At 71.0% G+C, this 15566-nt stretch carries 14 protein-coding genes; 10 read left to right on the top strand and 4 right to left on the bottom strand.

Annotation, left to right across the window (positions count from 1 at the left end; genetic code table 11):
- Position 1: 1 nt before the first annotated feature.
- From G401_RS0105750 to G401_RS43735, 3 genes are all read left to right on the top strand, one after another.
- Positions 2–1741 carry an ABC transporter ATP-binding protein gene (locus tag G401_RS0105750; RefSeq protein WP_027341749.1) on the top strand — a complete coding sequence of 580 codons (1740 nt, stop codon included), beginning with the start codon at positions 2–4 and terminating at the stop codon, positions 1739–1741.
- Between the two features lie 187 nt (positions 1742–1928).
- Positions 1929–2510 carry a helix-turn-helix domain-containing protein gene (locus G401_RS0105745; protein WP_051366215.1) on the top strand — a complete coding sequence of 194 codons (582 nt, stop codon included), beginning with the start codon at positions 1929–1931 and terminating at the stop codon, positions 2508–2510.
- A complete protein-coding gene (locus G401_RS43735; RefSeq protein ID WP_034590855.1) occupies positions 2510–3757 on the top strand; it encodes an MFS transporter in 1248 nt (415 codons plus the stop codon). Before G401_RS0105745 ends, G401_RS43735 begins: the two co-directional genes overlap by 1 nt.
- Here the strand turns inward: G401_RS43735 and ybaK are convergent.
- The gene (ybaK, locus tag G401_RS0105735) at positions 3724–4203 is read right to left on the bottom strand and encodes a Cys-tRNA(Pro) deacylase (protein ID WP_027341747.1); all 480 of its coding nucleotides are present in this window, start codon (positions 4201–4203) and stop codon (positions 3724–3726) included. The genes G401_RS43735 and ybaK overlap by 34 nt on opposite strands.
- A 20-nt stretch (positions 4204–4223) precedes the next feature.
- On the bottom strand, positions 4224–5420 hold the full coding sequence (locus tag G401_RS0105730; RefSeq protein WP_027341746.1) for a THUMP-like domain-containing protein: 1197 nt from the start codon (positions 5418–5420) through the stop codon (positions 4224–4226).
- Positions 5421–5662: 242 nt separating this feature from the next.
- On the opposite strand from G401_RS0105730, the gene groES reads away from it, so the two are divergent.
- From groES to G401_RS0105715, 3 genes are all read left to right on the top strand, one after another.
- On the top strand, positions 5663–5977 hold the full coding sequence (groES, locus tag G401_RS0105725; RefSeq protein WP_027341745.1) for a co-chaperone GroES: 315 nt from the start codon (positions 5663–5665) through the stop codon (positions 5975–5977).
- 68 nt (positions 5978–6045) lie between these two features.
- Positions 6046–7686 (top strand): chaperonin GroEL, encoded by a 1641-nt coding sequence (gene groL / locus G401_RS0105720; RefSeq protein ID WP_027341744.1) that lies wholly within the window; start codon positions 6046–6048, stop codon positions 7684–7686.
- Positions 7687–7786: 100 nt separating this feature from the next.
- Complete coding sequence (locus G401_RS0105715; RefSeq protein WP_027341743.1) at positions 7787–9322, top strand: molybdopterin-dependent oxidoreductase; 1536 nt, start codon at positions 7787–7789, stop codon at positions 9320–9322.
- Between the two features lie 75 nt (positions 9323–9397).
- On the opposite strand, the gene G401_RS0105710 is transcribed toward G401_RS0105715, so the two are convergent.
- Positions 9398–9757 carry a WhiB family transcriptional regulator gene (locus G401_RS0105710; protein WP_027341742.1) on the bottom strand — a complete coding sequence of 120 codons (360 nt, stop codon included), beginning with the start codon at positions 9755–9757 and terminating at the stop codon, positions 9398–9400.
- A 308-nt stretch (positions 9758–10065) separates the two neighbouring features.
- Between G401_RS0105710 and G401_RS0105705 the strand changes: the two genes are divergently transcribed.
- Positions 10066–10854, top strand: a complete 789-nt coding sequence (locus tag G401_RS0105705) for a response regulator transcription factor (protein ID WP_027341741.1) — start codon at positions 10066–10068, stop codon at positions 10852–10854.
- Positions 10855–10924: 70 nt separating this feature from the next.
- Here the strand turns inward: G401_RS0105705 and G401_RS0105700 are convergent, their stop codons facing one another.
- Positions 10925–11305, bottom strand: coding sequence for a DUF5319 domain-containing protein (locus tag G401_RS0105700; RefSeq protein ID WP_027341740.1), 381 nt, complete (start codon positions 11303–11305; stop codon positions 10925–10927).
- Between the two features lie 123 nt (positions 11306–11428).
- Between G401_RS0105700 and guaB the strand changes: the two genes are divergently transcribed.
- From guaB to G401_RS0105685, 3 genes are read left to right on the top strand one after another with little or no spacing between them, the layout of a single operon-like run.
- Positions 11429–12916 (top strand): IMP dehydrogenase, encoded by a 1488-nt coding sequence (gene guaB, locus G401_RS0105695; protein ID WP_027341739.1) that lies wholly within the window; start codon positions 11429–11431, stop codon positions 12914–12916.
- A 10-nt stretch (positions 12917–12926) separates the two neighbouring features.
- Entirely contained in the window at positions 12927–14048 is a 1122-nt protein-coding gene (locus tag G401_RS0105690) for a GuaB3 family IMP dehydrogenase-related protein (RefSeq protein WP_027341738.1), read from the top strand.
- 54 nt (positions 14049–14102) lie between these two features.
- On the top strand, positions 14103–15566 hold the full coding sequence (locus G401_RS0105685) for a M1 family metallopeptidase (protein WP_027341737.1): 1464 nt from the start codon (positions 14103–14105) through the stop codon (positions 15564–15566).

The following is a 15566-nucleotide window of genomic DNA, read 5'->3' as shown; positions in this document are numbered from 1 at the left end:
GATGGCCCGCGAGATCCTCCCGATCGCGCCCGGCTCGCTGGTGCGCGCGTACGCGGGCGGCCTGCTCAAGCTGCACCGCCGGGCGCTGGGCAAGGTCGTCGCGCTGCACGGCCTCGCCGCCGTCGCCGGCCTCGTCGCGCCGCGCCTGCTGGGCGACCTGATCGACACCGTCACCTCCGGCGGCCGGACCGGCCACGTCGACCGGCTGGCCCTGGGCATCGTCGCATCCGTGGTCGCGCACTCCGTGATCATCAGATTCGCCGTGTACGCGAGCAGCCGGTTCGGCGAGCAGATGCTGGCCGACGTCCGCGAGGAGTTCGTCGGCCGGGTGCTCAACGTGCCGCTGTCCACAGTAGAGAAGGCCGGCACGGGCGACCTGATGACGCGGGCCTCCCGGGACGTCGGGTCGCTGAACCACAGCGTGCGCAACGGCGTACCGGAGCTGTTCGTGGCGGCCGTGACGGCGGTCCTGTCGGCGATCGCGCTCGTCCTCAACAGCCCGCTGCTCGCCCTGCCCTGCCTGGCCGGAGCGCCGCTGCTGATCTGGATCTCCCGGTGGTACCTCGGCCGGGCCACGCCGGGCTACCTGCGGGAGAACGCCGCGTACGCGGACGTCACCGACTCGCTCGCCGAGACCGTGGAAGGCGCCCGGACCTCGGAGGCCTTCGGGTACGCCGAACGCCGCAACGCCGACATCCGCGCCCGGATCGGCGGCTCGTACGCGGCCGAACGGTTCACGCTGGGCCTGCGTACGGTGCTGTTCCCGGTGATCGACATGGGCTTCACGATCTCCGTGACGGCGACCCTGATCCTCGGCGGCGTCTTCTACTTCCAGGGCTGGGCGACGCTCGGCCAGATGGTCGCCGCGACCGTGTACGTCCAGCAGATGGTCCGCCCGATCGAGCGGATGCTCGAATGGCTCGACGAGTTGCAGGTCGGCATGGCGGCGCTGGCCCGGCTGGTCGGCGTGGGCCTGGCGGCCGACGAGAGCGGTGATCCGTCGCTGCGGCCGCGGGGAGCCGAGCTGGTCGCGTCCGGCGTCGAGTACGCGTACGTGCCGGGCCGGCCGGTCCTGCACGGCATCGACCTGACCCTGCGCCCGGGGGAGCGGCTGGCGATGGTCGGCCCGTCCGGCGCCGGCAAGTCGACGCTCGGGCGCCTGCTGGCCGGCATCCATCCGCCCACGGCCGGCAGCGTGACGGTCGGCGGCGTCGACATGGCCCGGCTGCCCCTGGACCGGCGGCGTTCCGAGGTCGCGCTGGTGACCCAGGAACACCACGTCTTCCTCGGTACGCTCCGCGACAACCTGCTGCTCGCCAAGCCCGACGCCACCGACGACGAGTTGTGGCACGCGCTGGCCTCGGTGGACCTGCGCGACTGGGTGGAGGAGCTGGCGGACGGCCTGGACACACGGGTCGGCTCGGGCGGCTTCGCCGTGCCGCCGGCCCAGGCCCAGCAGCTGGCCCTGGCCCGCCTCGTCCTCGCCGACCCGCACACGCTGGTCCTCGACGAGGCGACCTCGCTCATCGATCCGCGCGCGGCCCGCCACCTCGAACGGTCGCTGGCCGCCGTGCTCGCCGGCCGGACGGTGGTCGCGATCGCGCACCGGCTGTTCTCGGCGCACGACGCGGACCGGGTGGCGGTCGTCGAGGACGGGCGGATCGCGGAGCTCGGCTCGCACGACGAACTCGTCGCGGCGGGCGGTTCGTACGCCGCCCTCTGGCGCTCCTGGCAAGCCTGACGCTCACCCCCGCCCTCCCAAGATCCCGTTTGGATCAGGCTTTTCACCCGAATCATGGCCCAAGATTCGGGTGTTTTCCCTGATCCAAACGGGATCTTCGCAGCTGGGGCAGCGGGCAAGGAGAGTGCAAAGAAATGTTTGCAGCGGATGTCTTGCAAAGAAGTCTTTGCAAAGATATGTTGGCCGCATGGACGAGAGCATCAATCTGAGTGCGCAGAGCTTGAAGGGCGTGGCGCACCCCCTGCGGGTCCGCCTCCTCGCCCTCCTGCGGGAGGAAGGTCCGTCGACGGCGACCCGGCTCGCCGAGCGGATCGGCCAGTCCAGCGGTGTGACCAGCTACCACCTCCGCCAGCTGGCCGTCTACGGCTTCGTGACCGACGACGCCGAGCGGGGCACCGGCCGCGAGCGCTGGTGGCGCGCGGTGCACCGGGGCATGTCGCTCGACACCCCGGCCGCGCGCGAGGCTCCGGCCGAGTCGGAGGCGTACATGCGCGCGGTCGCCGCCCAGTACGCCGAACGCGTCGACCGGTGGCTCTACGAGCTGCCGTCGATGCCCGAGCCCTGGCAGGAGGCCATCGATCTGAGTAACTACTGGCTGCGTCTGACCCCCGAGGAAGGGGCCGACCTGGTCACCAGGGTCCGGGCCCTGATCGGCGAGTACCGTCGCGACGACGCCGACGAACCCGTACCCGACGGCATGGAGCGGGTCGCTGTCCAGGTGCAGGTCATGCCGTTCGTCCGGGACAACGAGAACGGGCAGGCCGCCTGATGCGCCGTCCCGCCTTCGCCGGCCTGCTCGCCGCGAGCACGATCTCCCTGCTCGGCAGCCGGATGTCCCTGGTCGCCGTACCCTGGCTGGTGCTCGCCACCACCGGCAGCGCCGCCAAGACCGGCATCGTCGCCGCCACCGAGGCCGTCCCGATGGTCCTCGCCGGACTGTTCGGCGCGCCGCTCATCGACCGCCTCGGCGGCCGCCGGGTCAGCATCGCGGCCGACCTCGCCAGCGCCGCCGTCGTCGGCTCCATCCCCCTCTTCTACGACCTCGGCGACCTCGGGTACGCGGGACTGTGCGTACTGGTGGCGATCGCGGGGTTCCTGCGCGGATTCGGGGACACGGCCAAGCGTGGCGCCCTGTTCACCCAGTCCGTGGCGGCGTCCGGTGTGGACATGACCCGGGCGACGTCTCTTGTGGACGGATTCAGCCGCGCGGCCGGCCTGGTCGGCGTGATCGCCGCCGGAGCCCTGGTCGCCCTGCTCGGCGGCGCCGCACACGTCATCTACCTCGACGCCGCCTCGTTCGCGCTCTGCGGCCTGCTCGTCGCCGGGCTGGTACGCGTACCCGGGCGGGCGGAGAAGGCCGAGAAGGAGCCGTATTTCCAGGCCCTGCGGGCCGGAGCCGTCTTCCTGCGCGGTGACCGGCTGCTGCTCGGCCTGATGGCGATGCTGTTCGCCACCAACATGTTCGACCAGGCCTTCGGCTCCGTCCTGGTACCCGTCTGGGCCCGCGACATCTACGGGTCGCCGTTCGGCATCGCGATCGTCAGCGCCAGCTTCAGCGTCGGGGCGGTCACGGGGAACATCGCGTACACGGTGCTGGCGCCGAGGCTGCCCCGCTGGTCGCTGTACTCGATCGGCTTCCTCATCGCGGGCGCGCCCCGGTTCTACTTCCTCGCGTTCGGCGCGCCGACCTGGGCGATCATCGTTCTCGGCCTGGTCGACGGGGTGTGCATCGCGGCCGTCAACCCGATCCTCGGCGCGGTGATGTACGAGCGGGTTCCGGAGACGCTGCAGGCCCGGGTCTCCGGGCTCGGGACCGCGCTGGCCTTCGGCGGGATGCCGCTCGGTTCACTGCTCGGCGGGTGGCTGGCCGACCACGGCGTCCGGCAGGCGCTGATCATCATCGGCACGGGGTACCTGATCGCCACGCTCGCCCCGTTCGCCGGCCGGTTCTGGCGGGAGATGGACCGCCGGCCGGCACCCCGTCAGGAGGAGGCGATGGCGGCGACCGTCGCCTGAGTCAGGCGTACCAGATCGTCCGGGTGCAGGCTCACCTGCAGACCGCGCTTGCCGGCGCTCACGAAGATCGTGTCCCCGGCGAGCGCGGTCGCGTCGATCACCGTGGGCAGGCGCTTGCGCTGGCCCAACGGGCTGATCCCGCCGCGGACATAGCCCGTCGTACGCTCAGCGACCGCCCGATCGGCCATGGCGGCCCGCTTCCCGCCGGCCGCCGAGGCGAGCGCCTTGAGGTCGAGCTCGCCGGTGACCGGGACGACCGCGACGGTGAGCGATCCGTCGACCTCGGTGACCAGGGTCTTGAAGACCCGGGCGGGGTCGGCGCCGATGGCGGTCGCGACGAGCGCGCCGTAGTTCGGGGCGTCCGGCGAGACCTCGTACGCGTGCAGCGCGTGCGTGATCTTCTGCTTCGCCAGCAGCGCGGTCGCCGGAGTTCCGTGGCTCGCCATACCGGGATCTTAGAACCCGGTCAGACGGGGTGGGCGATGACGGCGACCGGCCTGCCCGCGACCCTCGTCAGCAGGAGGGAGGCCGGCTCGTCCCCGGCCAGCCGCAGATCCCGGCGCAGCTGCTCGACGTCCAGCGCCGACCCTCGCTTGAGGATCTCGACCCGGCCGACGTTGCGCTCCCGCAGCGCCGTCCGCAACCGCTTCAGGGAGAACGGCATGACCTCGTCGACCGCGAACGCGCGGCCGAACGGGGTCGCCACCTTCGCGTCCGACCACACGTACGCGATGCTCTCGTCGCCGAGCCGCCCGTCGAGCAGGTCGGCGTACTCGGCCACGAGATGGGAGCGGACGACGGCTCCATCGGGGTCGTACACGTAGTCGCCGGTCGGCCCCACCCGCGCGATACGCGTACCGCTGCCGGTCAGTTCGTGCGCCGTCCGGCCGCGCAGGACGCCGGCCCGGCGGGGGACCTGGGCCAGCGGGCCGCACCACGCGGCCGCCTCGACGACGTCGCCGTCCACACTGACCAGTTCCAGCTCGCAGTCCTCGGGCAGCAGCGACTGCTCGATGCCGGGCGCCAGTTTCAGGGCCGTGTAGGGGACGAGCGTGGGCAGTTGCACCACCCAGTCCCAGGGCGGCGAGTAGTCGGCCGGATCGAACACGCGGCGGGTGTCCCGCGTACGCCGGGCCCCGGATCCCGTCACCCGCCGGGCGGGATCGCAGAACGCCGCGCCGGCCGCCGACAGCGGGACGTCCCGGGCATCGGCGCAGCTGACGTCGATGTCGAGGCCGAGGACGGTCGCGTTGTACGCGATGATCGCGGCGGTCACCGGGTCGGCGTCGACCGCGTGGACGGTGATGCCCGCCCGGGCGGCCGCGATCGCGTCGGCACCCAGACCGCAGCCGAGGTCGGTGAGATGGCGTACACCCGCTTGGGCCAGGCGGGCGGCGCGCCGGGCGGCGACGGCCGGCCGGGTCGCCTGTTCGAGCCCGTCCTTGGTGAACAGCAGCCGGTACGCGTCCGCGCCGAACTTGCCGACGGCCCGGTCGCGCAGGCGGGCCTGGCTGAGCGCCACGCCGGCGAGATCGGGCCCGAAGCCGCGGGCCCGCAGCGCGCTGACGGCGGCGAGCGGCTCCTGGCCGGTCAGCTCGGCCGCCGCGGCGAGGGCGGCGGACCCGTCGCGGGAGCGCAGCGCCGCCAGCTGATCGAGGTCCACGCCGTCGATCGTAGGCCGCACGGGAAGAACAGCGCACAGGCGGCGCGCGGGGACGAAACGGCTGGCACTCTCCTTGACTGAGTGCTAGCCACGGCCTAACCTTCGGTTAGCACTCTCGGTTCGAGGGTGCTAAGAATGACAGGGCCCACGTGGGCCCCAGCCAGCCACGGCGGCCCGGCACCCGCGACGACGGTGCCGCTGCGGACGGTGAGACAGACGGCAATTCGATACCCCAGGAGGGTATGCTCGTGACTACCGCGACGAAGGTTGCGATCAGGCCGCTCGAGGACCGCATCCTGGTCCAGGCGAACGAGGCTGAGACGACCACCGCGTCGGGCATCGTGATCCCCGACACCGCCAAGGAGAAGCCGCAGGAGGGCACCGTCCTCGCTGTCGGCCCGGGCCGTTTCGACGACAAGGGCGCCCGTATCCCGGTCGATGTGAAGGTCGGCGACACCGTCGTCTACTCGAAGTACGGCGGCACCGAGATCAAGTACGCCGGCGAGGAGTACCTCGTGCTCTCCGCCCGCGACGTCCTCGCGGTCATCGAGAAGTGACCCGACCGTCGGCCCGGTCCTCCCGAGCGTGGGGGGCCGGGCCGGCGTGATTTCGCATAGGAGATTTGATGGCGAAGATTCTGAGCTTCTCGGACGACGCCCGGCACCTTCTCGAGCACGGCGTGAACGCGCTGGCTGACGCGGTCAAGGTCACCCTCGGTCCGCGCGGGCGCAACGTCGTCCTCGACAAGAAGTTCGGCGCACCGACGATCACCAATGACGGCGTGACGATCGCCAAGGAGATCGAGCTGGCCAACCCGTACGAGAACCTCGGTGCGGCGCTGGTCAAGGAGGTCGCGACCAAGACCAACGACGTGGCCGGCGACGGCACGACGACCGCGACGGTGCTCGCCCAGGCCATGGTCCGCGAGGGCCTGCGCAACATCACCGCCGGTACCAACCCGGCGGGCGTGAAGCGCGGCATCGACAAGGCCGCCGCGAAGATCAGCGAGGCCCTCCTGGCCAAGGCGACCGAGGTCGCCGACCGTCAGGACATCGCTCACGTGGCGACCATCTCCGCGCAGGACGCCACCATCGGCGACCTGATCGCCGAGGCGATGGAGCGCGTCGGCCGCGACGGTGTCATCACCGTCGAGGACGGCTCGACGATGCAGACCGAGCTGGAGGTCACCGAGGGCCTGCAGTTCGACAAGGGCTTCATCTCCCCGCACTTCGTCAGCGACCCGGAGAGCGGCGAGGCCGTCCTCGAGGACGCGTACCTGCTGGTCACCACGCAGAAGATCTCCTCGATCGAGGAACTCCTGCCGCTGCTGGAGAAGGTCCTGCAGACCAACCGCCCGCTGCTGATCGTGGCCGAGGACGTCGAGGGCCAGGCCCTGTCGACGCTCGTGGTCAACGCGATCCGCAAGACGGTCAAGGTCTGCGCGATCAAGGCGCCCGCGTTCGGCGACCGCCGCAAGGCGATGCTGCAGGACCTCGCGGTGCTGACCGGCGGCGAGCTCATCGCGTCGGAGCTGGGCTACAAGCTCGACTCCGTCGGCCTGGAGCAGCTGGGCCAGGCCCGCCGCGTGGTGGTCACCAAGGACACCACGACGATCATCGAGGGCGCGGGCTCGTCGGCGGAGGTCAAGGGCCGGGTCGACCAGATCCGGGCCGAGATCGCCGCCACCGACTCCGACTGGGACCGCGAGAAGCTGCAGGAGCGGCTGGCCAAGCTGGCCGGCGGCATCGCGGTGATCAAGGTCGGCGCGGCCACCGAGGTCGAGCTCAAGGAGCGCAAGCACCGCATCGAGGACGCCATCTCGGCGACCAAGGCGGCGGTGGAGGAGGGCATCGTCCCCGGTGGCGGCGCCGCGCTCGTGCAGATCGCCCCGACCCTGGACGGCAACCTCGGCCTGACCGGCGAGGAGGCCGTCGGCGTGGCGATCGTCCGCAAGGCGCTCGACGAGCCGCTGCGCTGGATCGCCCAGAACGCCGGCCACGACGGCTACGTCGTCGTGCAGAAGGTCCGCGAGAGCAGCTGGGGCGAGGGCCTCGACGCGGCGACCGGTTCCTACGTGGACCTCGCCAAGTCCGGCATCGTCGACCCGGTGAAGGTGACCCGCAACGCGGTCATCAACGCCGCCTCGATCGCGGGCCTGCTGCTCACGACCGAGTCGCTGGTCGTGGAGAAGCCCAAGGAGCAGGCGCCGGCCGCGGGCGGTGGCCACTCGCACGGCCACGGCCACCAGCACGGTCCCGGGTTCTGACCCGACTCCGTCGAACGGCCCCCGGGATCTCTCCCGGGGGCCGTTTTCTTTCACCACTTCGTAAGAGACGGCTTGATCACCCCCGGCGCAGAATGGGGGCATGACCAAAGTGCGCGCGGCGCTCGCGGGAATGACTGCCGCGCTGGTCGCGGTCGGGCTCGCCGAACTGGTGGCGGTGCCGTTCGGCGCCCGGAGCGCGCCACTCGTGGCGGTCGGCGGCTGGGTCATCGATCATGTGCCACCCGGGGTCAAAGACTTCGCGATCAGTGTCTTCGGCACGCATGACAAGCAGGCCCTGCTGGTCGGCATGGTCCTCGTGCTGGCCGCCTTCGCCGCGCTGGTCGGGCTGGCGGCACGCGTACGGCTCGCCTTCGGCCTCGCCGGCATCGGGCTCTTCACGCTGGTGGGGGTCGCCGCGGCGCTCACCCGCCCGGGAGCCACCGCCGCGTGGGCCCTTCCGTCGCTCGTCGGTGGCATCGCCGCCGGGGTCCTTCTCGCCTATCTGGTACGCCAGCAGCAGCGCTCCGCTCCCGTCGGGTCCATGACCGGCGCCGAGCAGGACATCGCCCGTGAACGGTCGCGGCGGCTGTTTCTGCGTACCGTGGGGGTGGCTGCGGCCGGCGGGGTGGTCGTCGGCGTCCTCGGGCGGACGATCGCGTCCCGGCTGGGCGTCGCCAAGGCCCGGTCGGAGGTCACGCTGCCGGCGCCGGCGAGTCCCGCCCCTGCCCTGCCGTCCCATGTGGACCCCGGCTACGTGACGAGCAACAAGGACTTCTACCGGATCGACACGGCGTTCTTCGCCGAGCCGCAGATCGACCCGTCGACGTGGCAGCTGCGTATCCACGGGATGGTCGACCGCGAGATCACCGTCACGTACGCCGATCTGCTCGACATGCCGATGGTGGAGCGTTACATCACCTTGGCCTGCGTGTCGAACGAGGTCGGCGGGGACCTCATCGGCAACGCGAAGTGGCTCGGCGTACCCGTGAAGGGGCTGCTGGAGAAGGCGGGCGTGCACCCGGACGCGGACCAGGTGGTGCAGCGCAGCGTGGACGGGTGGACCTGCGGGTCGCCGACGGAGGCCCTGACGGACGGCCGGGACGCGCTGCTGGCGGTCGGGATGAACGGCGAGCCGCTGCCGGTCGTGCACGGCTTCCCGGTACGCATGGTCGTGCCCGGCCTCTACGGCTACGTGAGCGCGTGCAAGTGGCTCGCGGAGCTGGAGGTGACGACGTTCGCGGCGTTCGACGCCTACTGGGTGCCGCGCGGCTGGTCGCAGCAGGCGGTGATCAAGACCGAGTCCCGGATCGACACACCCGGCGACGGCAAGTCACGGCCGGCCGGCCAGGTGACGATCGCGGGCGTGGCGTGGGCGCAGCACCGGGGCATCAGCAAGGTCGAGCTGAACGTGGCGCCGGACGGGCAGCCGGGCCAGTGGCACGACGCCGAACTGCTCGACACGGTGTCCTCGGACACGTGGCGGCAGTGGAAGCTGGACTGGAACTTCACGCCCGGCACCTACCAGCTGACCGTACGCGCGACGGACGCGACCGGGCAGACACAGGCCGAGGCGGAGGCGCCGCCGGCACCCGACGGCGCCACCGGCTGGCACTCCACCCGACTTGTGATCGTCTAGCGCTGAAATCGCGGCGCTGAAATCGCGTGGCTCTGAAGTTGTCGGCCATCCCGTCGCGGGCCGGCGGGGCGGGTCTCAGTGGCGCTGCGACGGTATGCCGCGGGCGAGCCGCTGCTCCAGGCGCGGCACGTCGACGCGGTGGCTCTCCTCGCAGTCCTTCCAGCCCATCATCTGCAGGCGGAGGCGCTCGGTCTCGGTGAACCCGCCCCACACGCCGTATGCCTCGTGGGTGGCGAGAGCATGGGCGGCGCATTGGGGACGTACAGGGCAATTCCGGCAGACCTGCTTGGCCGTGGCCTCGCGTCGTCCGCGGGAGGAGCCCCGCTCGCCGTCGGGGTGGAAGAACTGCGCGCTGTCGCGCCCCCGGCAGGATCCATCGTGCTGCCACTCCCAGATGTCCGCGATGGGACCAGGAAGCCTTCTTACGTTGGTCATCGGTTTCCTCCCGATGTCGGCCACGTTCCGCTACGCCCGCTCAGGTGCCTCCCGTGCCCGCTGACCGGGGGACCCACTGACCGTGCGGCTGTGCCATACCCACGTCCGGTCGAGAGCATGCCAAACTCAGGCTCCGACCGTCGAAAGACGTTACTCCTCCTACGGACGTCTGTCAGGAGTCATCTGTCCCGGTCATCCGGGGTCGCCCGACCCGGCGGCGCCTGAGAGAGTTTTCGACACTTTCCCCCGAAACTGCGTAATGATCAGTGTTTCTCGTGGTCTCCTCCATAGAGGAGAGGGGGATCACCGTGCAGACCGTCCTCGTATGCGTCCGCTCCGCCCAGGCGGCACAGGGCGTCAGTACCTGTGCCCAGCGGCTCGGCGTCATGCCGGCCGTCCGGACCGCCGTGACCGCCAATGACGCGCTCACGCAGCTCGCCGCCGAACCCGCCGAGATCATCCTGGTGGACACGGCGCTCACCCGGCCCGACACGGTGGGATTCACCCGCCGTGCCATGCTGGCGGCGCCGCGCTCGACCCTGGTGCTCTTCGGCCTCGAAGACCCGCAGATCGCCCGCGCGGCGATCGAAGCGGGGGCCCGGGGCCTCATCGGCGGGACCGACGGCGAGGTCGTGAGCGCGGCGGCCAAGGCCTTGTTGCTCGTCATGGTGCGGTTTACAGCCGCGGCTCCGCCGGCGCGTCCGCCGGTGCCCGCGGTCGAGGCGTGGTCGGCCCGTCCGACCAACGGGGGACCCTCGGCACCGGCCGGCCTGCGTTGGCCGGCCAACGGCGGCCCGGCGGCCGCCACCCGCAGTGTCGGCGTACCGACCATGGTGCCCGCACAGCGGGGAGATCTGACCGACGAGCCCCGGCTCGCGCCCACGCTCCGACCCACGCGCTCCACCACGCTCACCGAGCGGGAGTTGCAGGTCCTGCGGGGCATGGCCGACGGCCGTAGCAACGCCGAGATCGGCAGGGAACTGTTCGTCTCCGAAGACACGGTCAAGACCCACGCGCGGCGGCTGTTTCGCAAGCTGGGCGCGCGCGACCGGGCTCATGCGGTGGCGGCGGGCTTCCGGGCCGGCCTCGTGAACTGACCGATACGACGGAACCATGGGGCCCGGGCTCGGTAGAGCCCGGGCCGGGTCCGTATCCGGGCACGTCCGGTCAGGTGTTCTCGGCCAGGTCCGCGACGGCGTCGCTGTAGCCGCGCGCGTACTCCCAGCTGACGTAGTGGTCCGGGTCCGGGTCGTAGGCCGGCTCGTGCACCCGCGGCCGTCCGGAGTCCAGCAGATGACGCAGGTTGCCCCGGAGCAGGTCCCAGTCGAAGTAGTGCGGCTCCTGGCAGTCCTGGCAGTCGATCACGAGCCCGCGTACCCCCCGCGGCGCGAGGAGAACCTGGAAGACCTCCAGCTCACCGAGGTCCTCCATCAGGTCTTCCCGCTCCTCGGAGGAAAGCTCGTCGAAATCCTCGCTGTCCGGCTCGCCCAGGTTGGCGGCCGGGTCCTCGGGGTCTCCGTGGAAGGGATCGAGCGGCTCATCGTGCACACCTTCACCGTAATGCTTTCTGGGGCGTGGTGTGGCACCGGTGTGGTCTGAGCCGCCCGCGCGGGGGATGGGCCGGGCCCGCTGGGTAGGATGGGTCGTACGCGGCGTACAGGGGGTTTTCCAGTGGATCTGTCCGGCACCATTCCTCTCGGTCTCACGTTCGACGACGTACTTCTGGTGCCGGGGGAGTCGGACCTCATCCCGAGCCAGGTGACCACGCGTACGCAGCTGTCGCGGGGTATCACCCTGAACATCCCGATCGTGTCGAGCGCGATGGACACCGTGACCGAGGCCCGGATGGCGATCGCGCTGGCGCGTCAGGGCGGTCTCGGCGTACTGCACCGCAACCTGTCGGTCGAGGAGCAGGCGTCCCAGGTCGACCTGGTCAAGCGGTCCGAGTCCGGGATGATCACCAATCCCGTCACCTGTTCGCCCGACGACACCCTGCGCGACGTCGACCAGCTGTGCGCGCGGTTCCGGATCTCCGGCGTACCCGTGGTGGACAACGCGGGCACCCTCGTCGGCATCGTCACCAACCGCGACATGCGCTGGGTGACCGACCAGTCGGTGCGCGTACACGAGATCATGACCCGGCTGCCGCTGATCACCGCGAACGTCGGCGTGTCGAAGGACGAAGCGCAGGCCCTGCTGCGCGAACACAAGATCGAGAAGCTGCCGCTGGTCGACGCGAACGGCAAGCTGCGCGGCCTGATCACGGTCAAGGACTTCGCCAAGAGCGAGCAGTTCCCGCTGGCGACCAAGGACGACGCGGGCCGGCTGCGCGTCGGGGCCGCGGTCGGCGTCGGCGAGGACGGCTACAAGCGCGCGAAGGCGCTCATCGAGGCCGGCGTCGACGTGATCATGGTCGACACCGCGCACGGCCACAACAAGGCCGTCCCGGGGCTGGTCGCCCGGCTCAAACGGGAGAGCGAGATCGACATCGTCGGCGGCAACGTGGCGACCTACGCGGGCGCCCTGTCGCTGGTCGAGGCGGGCGCCGACGCGGTGAAGGTCGGCGTGGGCCCGGGCGCGATCTGCACGACGCGCATCGTGGCGGGGGTCGGCGTACCGCAGATCACCGCGATCATGGAGGCCGCGCGCGCGTGCCGGCCGGCCGGCGTACCGGTCATCGCCGACGGCGGCATCCAGTACTCCGGCGACATCGCCAAGGCCATCGTGGCCGGCGCGGGCACCGTCATGCTCGGCGGCCTGCTCGCCGGCTGCGAGGAGAGCCCCGGCGACCTCGTCTTCAAGAACGGCAAGCAGTTCAAGGCGTACCGCGGGATGGGCTCGCTCGGCGCGATGACCGCGCGCGGCCCGGCGGCGCAGTCCTACTCGAAGGACCGCTACTTCCAGGCCGACGTGACCCAGGCGGACAAGCTGATCCCCGAGGGCATCGAGGGCCAGGTGCCCTACCGCGGCCAGCTCTCGACCGTCTCCCACCAGCTGGTCGGCGGCCTGCGCCAGGCGCTGTTCTACTGCGGCGCGAACTCGATCGAGTCGCTGCAGGAGCGCGGCCAGCTGGTCCGGATCACGTCGGCCGGGCTCAAGGAGAGCCACCCGCACGACATCCAGATGACCGTCGAAGCCCCCAACTACCAATCCCGCTGAGGACAGCCGCATGCGTGACATCGTCGAGATCGGACTGGGCAAGTCCGCCCAGCGTGGCTACCACCTCGACGAGGTGGCCATCGTGCCCAGCCGCCGTACGCGGGACGTCGACGACGTCTCGACCGCGTGGCAGCTGGACGCGTACCGGTTCGAGATCCCGTGCGTGGCGCATCCGAGCGACGCGACGATGTCCCCGGATCGGGTGATCGAGCTCGGCCGGCTCGGCGGCCTCGGCGTGCTCAACGTCGAGGGGCTGTGGACGCGCTACGAGGACCCGGCGAAGCTGCTGTCCGAATTGCGGGCGGCCGCCGAGACCGAGGACTCGCTGACCGCCCGCCTCCAGGAGCTGTACGCCGAACCGATCAAGCCCGAACTGATCACCGAGCGCGTACGCGTGATGCGCGAATCCGGTGTGACCGTGGCCGTACGCGTCTCCCCGCAGCACACGCTCGCGCTGGCCCCGGTGATCCTCGACGCCGGCGTGGACCTTCTGGTCATCCAGGGCACCGTGGTCTCGGCGGAACACGTCTCCACTGTGGACGAGCCGCTGAACCTCAAGGAGTTCATCGCCGACCTCGACCTGCCCGTCATCGTGGGCGGCTGCACGAGCTACCAGACCGCGCTGCACCTGATGCGTACCGGTGCGGCCGGGGTCATCGTCGGTCTCGGCGCGGACGACGACTCGACGAGCGACACGGTGCTGGGGATCCGCGTACCGATGGCGACCGCGATCGCGGACGCCGCGGCGGCCCGGCGTGACTACCTCGACGAGACGGGCGGGCGCTACGTCCACCTGATCGCCGACGGCGACGTGCACACCTCCGGCGACATCGCCCGGGCGCTGGCCTGCGGTGCGGACGCCGTGATGCTCGGCGCGCCGCTGGCCCTCGCCGAAGGCGCTCCCGCGGGCGGCCTGTGGTGGCACCCGTCGGCGAGCCACCCGAAGCTGCCGCGTGGCGCGGTCGGGTTCTACGACGAGCCCATGGGCAGCCTGCGCGACGTGCTCTACGGCCCGTCCGCCGACCCGTTCGGCCGGCTGAACCTGTTCGGCGCGCTCAAGCGGGCGATGGCCAAGACCGGCTACCGGGACCTCAAGGAGTTCCAGAAGGTCTCCCTGGTCCTCGACCGGTGACCGGCGGCGGCCGACCCCGGGCCGGCACGGGCGGCAACGCTGTAGGTTGGGCGCATGCGGCAGGTGGGGCGTAGGCATCGGTGGGTTCTGGCGGGCGGCCTGGCGGTCGTGCTGGCCGGCTGTTCGTGGTCGAGCAAGCCGATCAGCCTGCCCCCGGTACCCACGCCCGAGGCGGCGAGCCCGAGTGCCGTCGAGTCGAGCGCTCCCGGTGTCGGCGCGCCCGGCCTCGGCGATCCCTACTTCCCGACCTATGGCAACGGCGGCTACGACGTCACCACCTACGACCTGAAGGTGACGCTCGGCCCGGCCGCCGGCCACCTCTCCGGGGACGCCACGATCACCGCCACCGCGAAGCAGGACCTCACCCGGTTCGATCTGGACCTGCACGGGCTCACCGTGGACTCGGTGACGGTCGACGGGGCGGCCGCGACGTTCACGCGTACCGGGGACGAACTGGTGGTCACTCCGGCCGGGAAGCTGGCCACCGGCAAGAGCTTCGCCACCCGCGTCCGGTACGCCGGATCGCCGGAGGCCAACCGCGATCCGCAGCTCGGCTCGACGGGCTTCCTGTCGTCGAAGGGGGTCACGTTCGTCGCCGGTGAACCCGAGTCGGCCACGAGCTGGTTCCCGGTGAACGACCACCCGAGCGACAAGGCCCGCTACTCGATCACGATCACCGCGCCGAACGCGGACAACGTGATCAGCAACGGCGTACTGCAGGGCAAGGAGACCACCGGCGGGCAGACGACGTGGCGGTGGAGCGAGTCCGCACCGATGGCGCCCTACCTGGTCACGTTCGCCGCCGGGGACCTGCGGATCGCCGAGTCCACGCACAACGGCAAGCCCGTACGCCTGGCCGTCTCCGAGTCGGTCCCGCAGGGCCTGGTCGACACAGCGATCGCCAAGACGACCGCGATCTGCGACTACTTCGAGCAGTACTTCGGCCCGTACCCGTTCGACGCGTACGGGGCGATCGTGATCGACGATCCGTCGGTGGGCTTCTCGCTGGAGACCCAGACCCGGCCGACCTACACGGCGATGATGCTGCAGGACGGCGACCTCGACGGCGTCGTCGCGCACGAACTCGCCCACCAGTGGTTCGGCGACGCGGTGTCGGTGGCGCAGTGGAAGGACATCTGGCTCAACGAGGGCTTCGCCACGTACGCGCAGTGGATGTGGCTGGAGCACACCGGCAACGTCTCGGTGAAGGACACGTTCGAGCGGCTCTGGTCGTCGAAATCGAGTCCGCTGTGGACGGTGCCGCCGGGCGACCCGGGCAACCAGCGCGTCTTCAACAACAGCGTCTACTCGCGGGGCGGGATGACCCTGGAGGCGCTGCGCCTGACCGTGGGCGACGACGCCTTCTTCCAGATCCTCAAGACCTGGGTGACCGACCACAAGTTCGGCAACGGCTCGACGCCGCAGTTCATCGCGCTGGCCGAGAAGATCAGCGGCAAGGACCTGGACCAGTTGTTCCAGCAGTGGCTCTACGGCAAGACCAGGCCAGATCACCCCTGA

Source organism: Hamadaea tsunoensis DSM 44101, assembly GCF_000428945.1.
Classification (GTDB): Bacteria; Actinomycetota; Actinomycetes; order Mycobacteriales; family Micromonosporaceae; genus Hamadaea; species Hamadaea tsunoensis.
This window is presented reverse-complemented; position numbering and strand designations above follow the sequence as displayed.

What these genes read in the sequence shown, in the direction of transcription:
- G401_RS0105710 (WP_027341742.1), bottom strand. Translation starts at nt 9,757, where the DNA reads ATGACCAACGTAAGAAGGCTTCCTGGTCCCATCGCGGACATCTGGGAG.
- G401_RS43735 (WP_034590855.1), top strand. Translation starts at nt 2,510, where the DNA reads ATGCGCCGTCCCGCCTTCGCCGGCCTGCTCGCCGCGAGCACGATCTCC.
- G401_RS0105715 (WP_027341743.1), top strand. Translation starts at nt 7,787, where the DNA reads ATGACCAAAGTGCGCGCGGCGCTCGCGGGAATGACTGCCGCGCTGGTC.
- groES (WP_027341745.1), top strand. Translation starts at nt 5,663, where the DNA reads ATGCTCGTGACTACCGCGACGAAGGTTGCGATCAGGCCGCTCGAGGAC.
- G401_RS0105690 (WP_027341738.1), top strand. Translation starts at nt 12,927, where the DNA reads ATGCGTGACATCGTCGAGATCGGACTGGGCAAGTCCGCCCAGCGTGGC.
- G401_RS0105685 (WP_027341737.1), top strand. Translation starts at nt 14,103, where the DNA reads ATGCGGCAGGTGGGGCGTAGGCATCGGTGGGTTCTGGCGGGCGGCCTG.
- ybaK (WP_027341747.1), bottom strand. Translation starts at nt 4,203, where the DNA reads ATGGCGAGCCACGGAACTCCGGCGACCGCGCTGCTGGCGAAGCAGAAG.
- G401_RS0105750 (WP_027341749.1), top strand. Translation starts at nt 2, where the DNA reads ATGGCCCGCGAGATCCTCCCGATCGCGCCCGGCTCGCTGGTGCGCGCG.
- G401_RS0105745 (WP_051366215.1), top strand. Translation starts at nt 1,929, where the DNA reads ATGGACGAGAGCATCAATCTGAGTGCGCAGAGCTTGAAGGGCGTGGCG.
- groL (WP_027341744.1), top strand. Translation starts at nt 6,046, where the DNA reads ATGGCGAAGATTCTGAGCTTCTCGGACGACGCCCGGCACCTTCTCGAG.